Below are 13,687 nucleotides of genomic sequence, written 5' to 3'. Positions count from 1 at the left end.
GACCTTCAGATGGGAAACAGTGTTTCCATTCTGCCGGTCCCCGGTACCGCGCGTCGAGGGTCAGTCGAGAGTGCGCGGGCAGCCCTTCACCGCGAGCGCGAGAAAGACCGTGCGTTCCGGCTGGTAGAAGTTGTCGTCCGAGCCCGCGACGAGGCTGCACTCGCCCGTCGCCAGCTTCGGCCCCCACGCCAGCGCCTCGAAGTTCTCCACGGTCGGCTCGAACTCGTAGACCAGGCGCTTGGTGACCGGCGTGTGCGGCCGCGACAGGTCCTCCCGGTCCAGCACGTTCGACGCCGCGGACAGGTCGATCTCGTAGATCCGCGCCTGGTAGCCGACCCCTTCGAGCCAGGTGCGCTCCAGCGCGAGGAACCGCGTGCGGGAGACCGCGAGCAGCTCCGAGATCCCGGTGTCGCTGAGCCCGTCCGCGGGCCTCGGCGCCTCCCGCAGCTTGTCCAGCGGGTACACGTACTGGCCGACGGGACGGCCCGTCTCCCTGTTCCACACCGTGATCCGCGCGGGCGCGCCCCGCTCGACGGTCGGCGGGGCCCCGTCCTCGAACCGCGGGCCCTCCACGGCGGCCACGATCGTGCGGCGGGTCGTGGTGAGGCCCTCGAGGCCGAAGTTCCGGCGCGGGCCGGACTCGGTGTCGGTCATCCGGAGCGTCCTCGGCAGCCGGACGCGGCCCGTCTCGGTGCCCTGGGTGTCGGCCCAGAGCAGCGACATCTGCGCGACCGGAATCGTGGGATTCGCCTTGTCCGGGCGGTCGCCCTCACTGGACCACAGCAGCCTGCGCGTCCACGGGTCGAACCTCAACGACTCCGGATCGACGGAGTCCGGCTTGCCGTACTCGGGATACGCGGAGCCGTCGGGACGGTGGAACGTGCGGCCGCCCGTCAGCTCGACGCCCTTGAAGACCCCGCTGCGCGGGTCGAACGTCAGCTCGCCCGTGTAGAACCGGGCCGAACCGTAGCGGCCCCGGTCGTCGGAGATGAAGTACCACTTGCCCGTCACCGGGTCGCGGTCGAACCCGGAGATGCCCCCGAAGGTGGTCCCGGCCACCTCCAGCTTGTGCGGGACGACGTGCTGCCCCAGCTCCCGGACGACCTCCACCTCGCGTGCTCCCGGCGCGGCGGCCCCCGCCGCCTGCGGTGCGGCCGCAAGGCCCACCGTGCCCCCGATCGCGGCCATCGCCGCGGTCAGGCCCCTCAGCCCCCGCTTCATGCATCCCCCTGTAGGTCGCTCGACCAGACGGAGGCATGATGACGGGGGCCGGGCCCTGTCGCGTCAGGGACGCGCCGGAGGGGGCGTGAAGACGGGTTTGCGCTTCTCGTTCCTGGCCAGCAGCGCCTCGGCGAGATCGGCGCCGCCGAACGACGCGTCCATCAGCCCGAGCGTCTCGGTCAGCGCCTCCGGCTCGGCGAGGTCGAGGTGGCCGTAGACCTGGTGCTTGATCGCCGCCAGGGACGACGGCGCGCAGTTCTCCGCCATGTCCGCCGCGTACGCGATCGCCGCGGGCAGCAGCTCCTCGGGTTCCACGACCCGGTTCACCAGGCCCAGGGAGAGCGCCTCGGCCGCGTCGATGGTCCGGCCCGACAACAGCAGGTCCATCGCGGCCGAGACCCCGATGAGCCGCGGGAGCTGGTAGGACAGCCCGTACTCGGCGACCAGGCCGAGCCGGGAGAAGGCGGTGGCGAGCTTGGCGGTGCTCGCCGCGAACCGCACATCGCTGCCGAGCGCGTAAGCGAAGCCGATGCCCACCGCATGGCCGTTGATCGCGGCCACCACCGGCTTGGACAGCGCGAGCGCGAGCCGAGGCATGTCCTTGGCCGGGGGCAGGAACTTGCGGATCGCGTCCCCGCCCTGCTCCAGGATGCCCAGGTCCGCCCCGGCGCAGAAGCCGCGTCCGGCCCCGGTGACGACGATCGCGCGCACCTCGGGGTCGGCGTCCGCGGCCAGCAGCGCCTCCGAGTAGGCGAGCGACATCTCCAGGGTCATCGCGTTGAGCGCCTGCGGCCGGTTCAGCGTGACGACCGCGACCCCCCGCTCGACCTCCACCAGCACCACGGACTCACCCAACGCGCCCACACCCTTCCACCGATCGTCGATCCACCCCGCCAAGCTACCGACCGCCCTCCGCCCCGCGTCGCCCGGGGGCGGCCCCTTCCACGCCCGCCCGCCGCCGCAAGGGTGCGGGGCGGGCGGGGGCCGGGCAGGGACGCGTCAGCCTTCGGAGGTCGTGGTGGCGGGCGGGGTCTCCGGGGCGGAGGGCTCGGCCGGGGGCGCGACGGTGGTCGGCGGGTCCGTCGCCGGAGCGGGCTGCGCGGGTTCTTCCGCGGGTGCCGGGGACGGTTCCGGCTCGGGCTCGGGTTCCGCCGGCGCGACCTGGTTCGTCACCACCTGGGTGGGTTCGAGGGTGGGGGCCTCGGGCTTGGGCTGGCCGGGCTTGGTCGGCTCGGGGGTGGCGGGCTTCGTCGGCTTCGGTCCGTCGGTCTGCGCGGGGGGCGTGGTCGCGGTCTGCTGCGGCTCGGGATCGGGGCCCTTGGGGGTCTGCTCCGGGACCACTTCTCCGTCGGAGGTGCCGCCGTCGCCCTCGCCGTCGGTGGTGGTCGGGGTGGGGGTGGGCTCGGTCTCGGGGGCGGTGACCTCGACCGAGACGGTGATGCGGACGGTCTCGGTGCGGCCCGCGTCGTCCGGGACGATGACCGTGGCGGTGTGCAGGCCGGGCTCGGTGGCCTTGCCGGGGGTGAAGGTCACGTAGATCGTGCAGAAGGTGCCCTCGCCGGCCTGCTCGCACTCGCCGAACGTCGCGGAGAAGGCGGGGTCTCCTTCGACGGTCAGGCCCGCCTCGTTGTCGCAGGGCAGCCACGGGTAGCGGAGGCCGAAGGTCGCGGCCTCGCCGTTCTGCGCGACCGAGGGGAACCGCACGCTCGTGGTGTAGGGCGAGCAGGTGAAGGTGGCGTTCCCGAAGAGGGCGAAGGTGAGGCCGTCGGAGCCGTCGTCGGCCGCGAGCACCAGGGTCGCGTTGTGCACGCCGAGGGTGGCGGGGGAGAACCGCACGGTGGCCGTGCAGTCGCCCTCCTCCGGGCACTCCACGGACGTCAGGGTGTAGGCGGGCGAGGCGTCCCGCAGCGCCGCCGCGGGCGCGCCCGGGTCGCCCCCGTAGCAGTCCCGCCAGGGGAACGTGATGGTCGTGGACTCGGCCTGGCCGACGGCCACCTCGCCGAAGTCGAACGCGGGCAGCGCGGCCACCGCGCAGTCCGCCGGCTCGGGCTCTTCCGGCCCGGGGTCCACCGGGCCGGGGTCCACCGGGCCGGGTCCAGGCCCCGGGTCGACGGGGCCGGGCCCGGGATCCACGGGTCCGGCGCCGGGTCCGGGCTCGCCGGGTCCGGGGGCCACCGGGCCCGGGTCGACGGGATCGGGGCCGGGGTCGGCCGGGTCCGGGTCGGCCGGGTCCGGGTCGGCCGGGTCCGCGGGGTCCGGGTCGGCCGGGTCCACCGGCGCGGTGCCGGACGGCGCGGGGGACGGGCTCGGGACCGCCGAGGGGTCCCCGGCAGGGGTCGGGGGCACTGCGGAAGGGGAGTCGGTGGGTGCGGCGGTAGGGGTCCCCGTCGGTTCGGCCGAGGGCGCGGCGGGCACGAACGTCACGACGTCCTCGGTCGGCTGCGCCGCGGGCGCCGGGTCGCTGTCGTTGGCCAGCACGAACACCACGGTGGTGGCCGCCGCGGCGACCGCCGCGACCGTGGCGATGGCCAGCGCCTTGCCCCCGCCGCCGACCAGCGCCTTGACGCCGCCGCGCACGCCCGTGCCGAGGGTGCTGAACGCGGTCGAGCCGACCGAGGTGCCTCCCGCGCCGCCGCCCAGCAGCGCGGTCGTCGCGCCGCCCGCCGCGAGCCCGGTGACGGCCAGGGGGAACAGCCCCGCGAAGGTCACCGCGATGCCGCCGAGCAGCAGCGCGCCGCGCTTGCGCCAGTCCTCGCCGTACGCGCCGAGCGCGGCGGCCTCCAGTTCGGCGAGGAACGCCCCGGCGCTCGGCGGCCGCGCGCCCGCGCCCTTGGCCAGCCCGTGCGCGACGAGCGGGCGCAGCTCCTCGGGCACCTCGTGCAGCGGAGGCGGGGCGGTCAGGTGCCGCTCCATCAGCGCGAGGCGGTTCGGCCCGGTGTACGGCCGGTGCCCGGTCACGCACTCGAAGAACGTGACGGTCGCGGCGTACACGTCGGTGGAGGGCACCGCCTCCTCGCCGCGCCACTGCTCCGGCGCCATGTAGGCGGGGGTGCCCGCCATCGAGCGGCGTCCGGCGTGGGTGGCGATGCCGAAGTCGATGAGCTTGCTGACGCCGTCCGCGCGCACGATGACGTTCGCGGGCTTGTAGTCGCGGTGCACGACCCCGGCGCCGTGCGCGGCCTCCAGACCGAGCAGCGACCCGCGCAGCACCACGAGCGCGGCCTCAGGCGGCAGCGCGCCGTACTCGGCGAGCACGACCTTGAGCGCGACCCCGTCGACCGCCTCCATGATCATCGCTACGCCGTGCTGGTTCTCCACCACGTCGTAGAGCTGCGCCACGTACGGGTCGCGCACCGAGACCAGCATGCGCGCCTCGTGGCGCAACTGGGTGCGCTCGTCGGTGCCCTCGGGCAGTGCCGCCCCGGCGTCCATGTACTTGATGGCGACGAGGTCCTCCGACCCCGCGCGGCGGGCGAGCACGACGCGCCCCTGCTGGCCCGCGCCAAGCTCGCCCTGCTCGTCGTACCCGTCGAGTCGCCAGTTCCCGCTCATCTTCTGCCCCAGAAGTTCCCGCCCCCGGTGCGTCATGGGGCGATGTGGCGCTATTCGACCCCCGGGTGCGCTTCCCGGTCAACCCGATGGACCGGAACGTACTGGGTGGTCCGCGCGGCGCCGAGTTAGGGCCGATCCCTAACTCCCGGAACGGAGAGTTCCGCTGGTGAGATGCTCACTCTTGGATCTTTCCGGACTCTGTACCGCCTGACGCATTCGTCCGGAGGGGCGGCGGGGGCCTTCGAGGCGGGAGAATTTCCGCGGGGCCCGCTGTGCGTCACGTGGCGGCCGCCACCAGCGGGAACGCCATGGTTCCGGGACGTGCCGGAGATCTCCGACGCGGCAGAAATATCGGAACGTTCCCGAAGATTTCCTGCAATCCATAGGGATCATCCGGTAATCAACTGCCATTACGGCCGGGACGCACCCGACGGCACTGACCGCGGTCGGCCATCTCCGGTAAATGCGGGGGAATTCTCACTCATGGAACTCGGGACCGCGGCCGGAGATCCTTTCCGACGCGGACCCGGGCACCTGGGGTTGACTCCCGCGCAGGTGCACGGTGTGCAATGGAGCCATGGACACCGCGCGAGGAATGACGGGGTCGTGGCGGCGCTACGTGCCGGAGAGAGCACGCCATCTCATGGGCATCGACGTGAAGGGGACCGTCAGCCTCGGGCTGTGGTTCGCCCGCCGCAAGCACGGCGTGCCCGACGGGGCGTTGCCGGTCCCGTACGCGTCCGGTGGAAGCGCGCTCTTCTACGTCGTGCTGTTCTCGATCGTGGTCGAGACCATCGCCGTGGAGGCGCTGATCCGGGGGCTGGACCTCACGGCGACGGCCGGCGCCGTCTCCTTGGCGCTGCACGCGTGGGCCGTCCTCGCCGTCCTCATCACGGCCGCCGCCTACGTGACCCGCCCCCACGTCGTCACCGACGAGTACGTGCGGGTGCGCCACGGCGCCTTCTTCGACCTGCGGATCCCGCGCGCGCAGATCACGGGGGCGAGCCTCACCCGGGTCTACGACGCCGACGACGGCGTCACCGTCTCCGCGGGGGTCCTGGGCGTCGCCGTCGCGTCGCAGACCAACGTCGTGCTGACGCTCGCCGCCCCCGTGGAGGTCGTGCGGCCGCTCGGCGGGCGGGCGCGCGCCTCGACCGTCCGGCTGTACGCCGACGATCCCGCGGCGGCCCTCCGGGCGCTCGCCGGCTGACCTCAGGCGGGCGCCCGGCGGCCCGGGCGGATCGCGTCGAGCAGCGCGAGGAACGTGGGCTCGTCGAGGAAGGGGACGCCCTCTCTCCGCGCGCGCAGCGCCTTCGTCGACGTCGAGCGCAGGTCATTGGCGACGATGAGGCTCGTGTACCGGCTGACGTTGCCCATGACGTTCAGGCCCGCCTCCGCCGACCGCGTCATCAGATCGTCGCGGGAGACCCTGGTCTCGCCGGTGAACACCACCTTCATGCCCTGCACGAGAGGCTGCCCGTCGCGCCAGCGTCCGGGGCTCTCGTAGGCGCACCGCTGCTTGGGGATGCTGGGCGGGAAGGAGCCGCGCCCGGCGAGGTCGCCCTCGACGATCGGCGGCTCGATGCCGCGCTCCTTCGCCACCGCCAGGGAGCCGCGCAGGATGCCCGCCAGGACACGGGCGTCGTCGAGCGCGTCGTGCGCGTGCTCCTGCCGGACGCCGTAGTGCGCGGCGAGGGTGCCGAGCTTGAAGTCGGCCGTAGGAGGACGCAGTTTCCGGTTGAGCCGGAGCGTGCACAGGCTGTGCCGCACAGGCATCGGCATGCCCAGCGCGCCGAACTCCCGGGTGAGGAAGCCGTGGTCGAACTGCGCGTTGTGCGCGACCATCACCTTGCCGCGCAGCAGCTCCGCGGTGTGCTCGGCGACGTCCTCGAACCGCGGCGCGCCCGCGAGCTTCTCGCGGGTCAGCCCGTGCACGTGGACGGGGCCGGGATCGCACCCGGGGTTCAGCAGCGTCGTGTACTCCTCGACCGGCCAGCCGTCGGCGTCGAGCACGATGACGGCGAGGGACAGGACGCGGTGCCGGTTGCGGTCGATCCCGGAGGTCTCGACGTCGACGGCCGCCCACGGGCCCAGGTGCGCACTCATAGATCTTCGACTGTAGACCCGTGCGGGCCGCGTGGCGCACCCGTGCCTGATAGGCGTGGTTCGTCGGGAAAGTGGTTCGTCGGGAAAGGTGCCGTGTGCGGGGGCGGGCCGGGGTGGCGCGGCCTTCGAGGGGGTTCGGCGGAGGCGGGCCGTGCGGGTCTAGCCCGCCGTGATCAGGGACAGCCCCGTCCGTCCGATGGGGTGGCTGGTGTGGCCGGGCGCGCCGCGGTAGACCGCGCCGCTGGTCCAGCGCGCGCTGGTGGAGGCGATGACACGGCCCGCGGCGCTGGCGATGAACGCGGGCGCGCGCAGGTCCTTCAGCGCGGGCAGGACCGCGCGCTCGAAGGCGCTGACGAACACGTCGGCCGCCGCGACGCCGACGAACGCGCCCCCGGCGAGGACGGGCAGCGAGAACGTCAGGCTGTACTCGTCGGTGCAGAGGTAGTCGACGTACGGCCCGCAGATGGACCGCTCGGCCCCGGCCTGCGGCCCGGCGAACCAGTCCCACTGCGTGTAGTCGTAGAAAGCGGGACGTGCCGGGTCGAGCTCGGCGTTGAACTGGCGCGGCACGCCGCCGTCGGGATCGTGCTGCCACCACTCCAGGTACCAGTGCGAGTCGGCCAGCAGGCCGGGCAGCGCGATGAAGCCGAGGCCGACGACGAGCGGGCCGAGCCGCTCGAACAGCAGCGGGCGCAGCGCGGCGAGGTCGGTGCTGCGCAGCGGGCCGCCTCCGGCGAGGCGCACGGTGGCCTCGCGCACCGCGGCGACCGCCGCGAAGACCTCGTCCGTCAGGGCCTGCGCCCGTTCGACGATGAGCATGGCCACCCGCTTCAGGTCGCGCGCAGGCGGAGCTCGACCAGCCGCTCCACCGCCTCCAGGATGTGTCGTTCGGCAACATTACGGGCACCGGCGGCGTCTCCGGAACCGATGGCGTCAAGGATCTGGCGGTGCGGGCACGCGACCGCCGGGCCGTCGAGTTCGGCGTGCGGCAGCCACAGCAGCAGCCCGAGGTCGGCCTGGAGCATGACCTCCTCGCGGGTCAGCCGCGCCGACTGCGACGCCGCGGCGACCTCGATGTGGAAGCGGCCCTCCAGACGCCTCAGCTCCGCGGCGGAGGCGGCCGCCTCCATCTGCGCGATCGTGCGGCGCAGCGGGGCGAGCTCGGCCTCCAGCGCGCGCTCGGCGGCGAGCTTGGCCGCCGCGCCGGAGATCGCCGCGTAGTGGTCGCCGAAGTCGCGCAGGTCCTGGAGCGCGACGCCCTCCAGGCGCACGGCGACCACGGCGGTGTGCGGGGTGCGCACGAAGCTGCCGCCGCCGCGCCCGCGCCGGGTCTCCACGAGCCCGTTGTTGCGCAAGGTGACGAGGGCTTCCCGCAAGGTCACGGTGGAGACGCCGAGCTGGCCGGCGAGTTCGGCCTCGCTCGGCAGCTGCTCGCCGTCCGCCAGCAGCTCCAGGGCGATCGCGTCGGCGAGGCGGCGGACCACGAGGTCGACGCGCGCGCCATTGCCGACGGGCGCGAAGACGACCTGCCGGGGGTCGGCCCCGCCCATGCGCCCTCCCCGTCGATCACGCTCGTTACCTCAGGTTATCGAACCGTGTCTTGAGCTGAAACATATGAATCCATATTTTTAATGTTATGAGCGAACGGCAGGTGGCGGTCCGGCTGCGCGGAGTCCGCAAGAGCTTCGGCGGCGTCGAAGCCGTGGCGGGCGTCGACCTCGACGTCCACGACGGCGAGTTCTTCTCCATGCTCGGCCCGTCCGGCTCGGGCAAGACCACGGTCCTGCGGATGATCGCGGGCTTCGAGCAGGCCACCGCGGGCGCCGTCGAACTCGACGGCCGCGACGTGACCCGCCTCGCCCCGTTCGACCGGGACGTCAACACCGTCTTCCAGGACTACGCGCTGTTCCCGCACATGACGGTCGCGCAGAACGTGGAGTACGGGCTGATGGTCCGGAAGGTCGGGAAGAAGGACCGCCGGGCGCGAGCCGAAGAAGCCCTGCGCTCGGTACGCCTCGACGGCTTCGGCGGCCGCAAGCCGTCGGAGCTGTCGGGCGGCCAAAGGCAGCGCGTCGCCTTGGCCCGCGCCCTCGTCAACGAACCCCGCGTGCTCCTCCTCGACGAGCCGCTCGGCGCCCTCGACCTCAAGCTGCGCGAGCAGATGCAGGTCGAGCTCAAGGAGATCCAGCGCCGCGCCGGGATCACGTTCCTGTTCGTCACCCACGACCAGGAGGAGGCGCTCACCATGTCCGACCGGATCGCGGTGTTCAACGCGGGCCAGATCGAACAGGTCGGCACCCCCGAGGAGGTCTACGAGCGGCCCGCGACCGAGTTCGTCGCCGGGTTCGTCGGGACCTCCAACCGGCTCGGTGGCGGCCGCGTCCGGCCCGAGAAGGTGCGCCTGCACGCCGACCCCGACGCCCCGGCCCCCGACGGGCACGGCCACGCCTTCGGCACCGTCGCCGAGGTCGTCTACGCCGGGTCGGTCACCCGGTACGTCGTGGACCTGGAGGACGGGGGCGGCCGGGTCGTCGCCGTCCGGCAGAACACCTCGGACCCCGCAGGAGCGGCCTCCCTGCGCACCCGAAGGGTCCGGCTCACCTGGGACCCCGCGCACGAGTTCGCCGTGTCCTGAACCCCCACGCCATCTCCTTAACCCCTCAACCCCCATCAAGGAGAAACCCCTATGTGGTCCAAGCGCGCGGCCGGAGTCGCCTCTTCGGCGGCCCTGGCCCTTGCCCTGCTCACCGGCTGCGGCGGCGGCGATGACGACGCCGTCACCGCGGAACAGGGCTTCAAGGTCCCCGACCTCCCCGCGGCCACCGCCGTCGGCGCCCCCGAAGGCCAGGTCAACATCGTCAACTGGGCGGGCTACGTCGAGGACGGGTCGACCGACCCGAAGGTCGACTGGGTCACCGAGTTCGAGAAGACCACCGGCTGCACCGTCAACAGCAAGGTCGCGGGCACCTCCGACGAGATGGTCACGCTGATGAAGACCGGCGAGTACGACCTCGTCTCGGCCTCCGGCGACGCCTCGCTCCGGCTCATCGCGGGCGGCGACGTCGCCCCCGTCAACACCGGCCTCATCCCGAACTACGCCGACGTGTACCCGGCGCTCAAGAACCAGCGGCACAACTCCGTCAACGGGGTCTCCTACGGCGTCCCGCACGGCCGCGGAGCCAACCTGCTGATGTGGCGCACCGACAAGGTCTCCCCGGCGCCCGACTCCTGGGGCGCCGTCTTCGACGCGAACTCCCCGTACAAGGGCAACATCACGGCCTACGACTCGCCCATCTACATCGCCGACGCGGCCCTGTACCTGATGGCGACCGAGCCCGACCTCGGCATCAAGAACCCGTACGCGCTCGACCAGGACCAGTTCGACGCCGCGGTCACCCTCCTCAAGGCGCAGAACGGCCTCATCGGCGAGTACTGGTCGGACTACACCAAGGAGCTCCAGGCCTTCTCCAGCGGCGACTCCGTGCTCGGCACCACCTGGCAGGTCATCGCCAACCTCGCCCAGGCCGACGGCGCCAAGGTCGACGTGACCCTGCCCAAGGAAGGCGCGACCGGCTGGTCCGACACCTGGATGATCTCCAGCCGGGCCGAGAACCCCAACTGCGCCTACAAGTGGATGGACTGGATCATCTCCCCGAAGGCCAACGCCGCGGTCTCGGAATGGTTCGGCGAGGCCCCCTCCAACGCCAAGGCCTGCGCCGAGACCGCCGACCCGAAGCACTGCGCGACCTTCCACGCGGACGACGAGGACTACTTCAAGCAGATCTGGTACTGGACCACCCCCATCGCCCAGTGCCTGGACGGCCGCACCGACATCGAGTGCGTCGACTACTCCGAATGGACCAGAGCCTGGACGGCGATCAAAGGTTGACCTCCTCCACTGCCCTGCTGGGCGGGGATTCCTTCCCTCGCGGGTCGGGTTTCCTGCTTCGCGACCGGTCGCCCGCCGGGCTGGCGCCCTTGGGGTCTTACACCGGCTCCACAGGCGTTTCAGCTCTCCGCCAGCCCGGCGGCGAGAAGGTTTCTGGCTGCGTTGGCATCCCGGTCGTGGGTGGTTCCGCAGCAAGTGCAGGTCCGGGCCCGGACGCTGAGGGGCATTGCGGCGGCTTGACGGCCACAGGCCGAGCACAGTTTGGAACTGGGGTACCAGCGGTCCACCACGATCAGGTTCCGCCCGTACCAGGCCGTCTTGTACTCGAGCATGCCGCGCATTTGACGCCATGCGGCATCGCTGATCGCGCGGGCGAGGGCGACCATTCGGCGGGCCTTCTCCCGGTTTCTGCTGCCCTTGGCCTTGCGGGACGACGCGCGTTGGGCTTTGGCCAGGCGTCGCCGGTGGCGTCGCTCGTGCCGGGGATCGGCGATCTTCTCTCCGGTGGAGAGCGTTACCAGGGAGGTCGGCCCTGCGTCGATGCCGACCATGGTGTCAGTGGGTGGCAGGGTGGTGATGGTGTCATCGCACAGCAGGGACACGAACCAGCGGCCCGCGGCGTCGCGGGACACCGTCACCGTGGATGGCTGCGCGCCTTCGGGCAGGGGCCGGGACCACGCGATGTCGAGCGGCTCGCTCATCTTGGCCAGGGTGCGCAGCCCGTTCCGGAGCCTGAAACCGGAGCGGGTGTACTCGGCAGATGCGCGGGACTTCTTCTTCGACTTGAACGTCGGGTACTCCGCGAGCCTGCCCCAGAAGTTCATGAACGCGCCTTGCAGGTGCCGCGGCGCCTGCTGCGACGGCACGCACGACACCTCGCCCAGGAACGCGAGTTCTTCGGTGCGCTTCCATTCGGTGAGCATCGCCGAGGAATCAGCGTAGGAGACGCGACGGCCTTCGTCTCGGTAGGCGCGGGTTCGCTCTTGCAGGGCCCGGTTGTAGACCAGGCGGACGCAGCCGAACGTGCGAGACAGCTCCGCGGTCTGCGCGTTCGTTGGATGGAAGCGGTATCGGAATGCCCGCTTCACCTGCCGTCCCATGGCCGGGATATTACCAAGAGAACATTCGGGAACACGAACCGTGAAGGGAGGGGGCGGCGTCACCTCCCCTGCTTGAAGACTGGGGTCTCCACGCCGTGAATCAGAGGACCGTTCTGCCTGGTGACCGTCCGGTGCTGCGGCGCCGGGCGGCCGCCCTGTTGCATCGGCGGCCGGGGCTGCGGCTCGGGTTGCTGCTCTCGGCGCCGATGGTCTGGCTCGTCGTCGCTTATCTCGGTGCGCTCGCCGCGCTGTTCCTGTCGGCCTTCTGGTCGACGGACGTGTTCACGGGGGACCTCGTTCACGAGTTCACGCTGAGGAACTTCGAGGACGTGTTCACCGACCCGGTCTACCTGACGATCGCGCTGCGCAGCGTGGGGGTCGCGGTCCTCGTCACGGTGCTGTGCCTGGTCATCGGGTTCCCGATGGCGTTCGCGATGGCGAAGGTGGTCGCGCCGCGGTGGCGTCCGGTGCTGTTGATCGGGGTGCTCATGCCGCTGTGGGCGGCGTACCTCGTCAAGGCGTACGCGTGGCGGGTCATGCTCGCGCAGGGCGGGGTCGTGGACTGGGCGCTGTCTCCGCTCGGCCTGGAAGGGCCCGGCTACGGGCTCACCGCGACGGTCATAGTGCTGACCTACCTGTGGCTGCCGTACATGATCCTGCCTATCTACACCGGGCTGGAGCGGCTTCCCGAGTCGCTTCTCGACGCGTCCGGCGACCTCGGGGCGAAGGCGTGGACGACCTTCCGCAGGGTCGTGCTGCCGATGACGTTCCCGTCGGTCGTCGCCGGGACGCTGTTCACGTTCTCGCTCAGCCTCGGCGACTACATCACCGTCAAGATCGTCGGCGGGAAGAGCCAGCTCATCGGCAACGTCGTCTACGACAACATCGGCGCCGCCAACAACCTGCCCTTCGCCGCGGCCGTCGCGACCCTGCCCGTCGTCGTCATGCTCGGCTACATCCTCGCCGTCCGCCGGACCGGCGCCCTGGAGGAGATGTGAACCTCTCCGCGACGTCCCGGACCGTCCTGCGGGTGTGCCTCGCCGCGGGCTTCGTCTTCCTGTACGTGCCGCTCGCGCTGGTGCTGCTCAACTCCTTCAACGCCGACCGCGCGTTCGGCTGGCCGCCGAGCGGGCTCACCGCCAAGTGGTGGGCGACCGCCGCGGACAACGCGGGGGCGCGCGAGGCGGTCCTCACCAGCCTCAAGGCGGGGCTCGGCGCGACCGCGATCGCGCTCGTGCTCGGCACGATGATCGCGTTCGCGGTGCAGCGGTACTCCTTCTTCGGCCGGGACGCCGTGTCGCTGCTCGTCGTGCTGCCGATCGCGCTGCCCGGCATCGTCACCGGCATCGCCCTGTCGAACGCGTTCCACCTCGTGCTGCAGCCGCTCGGCATCGGCCTCGGGCTGTTCACCGTCATCGTCGGCCACGCCACGTTCTGCGTGGTCACGGTCTACAACAACGTGCTGGCCCGCCTCCGCAGACAGGGCACCCTCGTCGAGGAGGCTTCCGCCGACCTGGGCGCCGACACCTTCCAGACCTTCCGGCACGTCACCTTCCCCCTGCTGCGCCCGGCCCTCCTCGCGGGCGGCCTCCTCGCCTTCGCCCTCTCCTTCGACGAGATCATCGTCACCACCTTCACCGCGGGCCCCGGCGTCACCACGCTCCCCATCTGGATCTTCAACAACCTCTTCCGGCCGAACCAGGCCCCCGTCATCAACGTCGTCGCGGCGGTCCTCGTCGTCCTCTCGATCGTCCCCGTCCACCTGGCCCAGCGGCTGTCCGGCGAGAAGACGCCCAAGGGCCACTGAGGCCACGCCGGC

General features: G+C 71.9%; 11 protein-coding genes and 1 pseudogene. 5 read left to right on the top strand and 7 right to left on the bottom strand.

What is annotated here, in order from left to right; all coding sequences use genetic code 11:
* Positions 1 to 60: 60 nt before the first annotated feature.
* The 3 genes from EDD29_RS36285 to EDD29_RS47895 form a co-directional block, all read right to left on the bottom strand.
* A complete protein-coding gene (locus EDD29_RS36285; RefSeq protein WP_123668732.1) occupies positions 61 to 1,221 on the bottom strand; it encodes an esterase-like activity of phytase family protein in 1,161 nt (386 codons plus the stop codon).
* A 63-nt stretch (positions 1,222 to 1,284) separates the two neighbouring features.
* Positions 1,285 to 2,076 (bottom strand): enoyl-CoA hydratase-related protein, encoded by a 792-nt coding sequence (locus EDD29_RS36280; protein WP_211360119.1) that lies wholly within the window; start codon positions 2,074 to 2,076, stop codon positions 1,285 to 1,287.
* 144 nt (positions 2,077 to 2,220) lie between these two features.
* Positions 2,221 to 4,773 carry a serine/threonine-protein kinase gene (locus EDD29_RS47895; RefSeq protein ID WP_170201716.1) on the bottom strand — a complete coding sequence of 851 codons (2,553 nt, stop codon included), beginning with the start codon at positions 4,771 to 4,773 and terminating at the stop codon, positions 2,221 to 2,223.
* A 577-nt stretch (positions 4,774 to 5,350) separates the two neighbouring features.
* Between EDD29_RS47895 and EDD29_RS36270 the strand changes: the two genes are divergently transcribed.
* Positions 5,351 to 5,983: a hypothetical protein gene (locus EDD29_RS36270; RefSeq protein WP_148086214.1), complete on the top strand. Its 633-nt coding sequence runs from the start codon at positions 5,351 to 5,353 to the stop codon at positions 5,981 to 5,983.
* A 2-nt stretch (positions 5,984 to 5,985) separates the two neighbouring features.
* Here EDD29_RS36270 and EDD29_RS36265 read toward each other — a convergent pair whose 3' ends face one another.
* The 3 genes from EDD29_RS36265 to EDD29_RS36255 form a co-directional block, all read right to left on the bottom strand.
* Positions 5,986 to 6,879, bottom strand: coding sequence for an exonuclease domain-containing protein (locus tag EDD29_RS36265; RefSeq protein WP_123668728.1), 894 nt, complete (start codon positions 6,877 to 6,879; stop codon positions 5,986 to 5,988).
* 159 nt (positions 6,880 to 7,038) lie between these two features.
* The gene (locus EDD29_RS36260) at positions 7,039 to 7,698 is read right to left on the bottom strand and encodes a cache domain-containing protein (RefSeq protein ID WP_123668727.1); all 660 of its coding nucleotides are present in this window, start codon (positions 7,696 to 7,698) and stop codon (positions 7,039 to 7,041) included.
* A gap of 11 nt (positions 7,699 to 7,709) precedes the next feature.
* Positions 7,710 to 8,429, bottom strand: coding sequence for a FadR/GntR family transcriptional regulator (locus EDD29_RS36255; protein ID WP_123668726.1), 720 nt, complete (start codon positions 8,427 to 8,429; stop codon positions 7,710 to 7,712).
* Positions 8,430 to 8,515: 86 nt separating this feature from the next.
* On the opposite strand from EDD29_RS36255, the gene EDD29_RS36250 reads away from it, so the two are divergent.
* Complete coding sequence (locus tag EDD29_RS36250) at positions 8,516 to 9,514, top strand: ABC transporter ATP-binding protein (RefSeq protein WP_123668725.1); 999 nt, start codon at positions 8,516 to 8,518, stop codon at positions 9,512 to 9,514.
* Positions 9,515 to 9,565: 51 nt separating this feature from the next.
* The gene (locus EDD29_RS36245) at positions 9,566 to 10,768 is read left to right on the top strand and encodes an ABC transporter substrate-binding protein (protein WP_123668724.1); all 1,203 of its coding nucleotides are present in this window, start codon (positions 9,566 to 9,568) and stop codon (positions 10,766 to 10,768) included.
* On the opposite strand, the pseudogene EDD29_RS36240 reads toward EDD29_RS36245, so the two are convergent.
* Positions 10,726 to 11,868: pseudogene (locus EDD29_RS36240) on the bottom strand (RNA-guided endonuclease InsQ/TnpB family protein). The gene EDD29_RS36245 and the pseudogene EDD29_RS36240 overlap by 43 nt on opposite strands.
* A gap of 131 nt (positions 11,869 to 11,999) precedes the next feature.
* Here EDD29_RS36240 and EDD29_RS36235 point away from each other — a divergent pair.
* On the top strand, positions 12,000 to 12,866 hold the full coding sequence (locus EDD29_RS36235) for an ABC transporter permease (protein ID WP_246053182.1): 867 nt from the start codon (positions 12,000 to 12,002) through the stop codon (positions 12,864 to 12,866).
* Complete coding sequence (locus EDD29_RS36230) at positions 12,863 to 13,675, top strand: ABC transporter permease (RefSeq protein ID WP_123668722.1); 813 nt, start codon at positions 12,863 to 12,865, stop codon at positions 13,673 to 13,675. The genes EDD29_RS36235 and EDD29_RS36230 overlap by 4 nt, the downstream gene beginning before the upstream one ends.
* Positions 13,676 to 13,687: the final 12 nt, after the last annotated feature.

Origin of the sequence: Actinocorallia herbida (assembly GCF_003751225.1) — a bacterium.
In the GTDB taxonomy this organism is placed as follows: domain Bacteria; phylum Actinomycetota; class Actinomycetes; order Streptosporangiales; family Streptosporangiaceae; genus Actinocorallia; species Actinocorallia herbida.
Note: the sequence above shows the minus strand (reverse complement) of the source record. Positions and strands in the feature narration are given on the sequence as shown.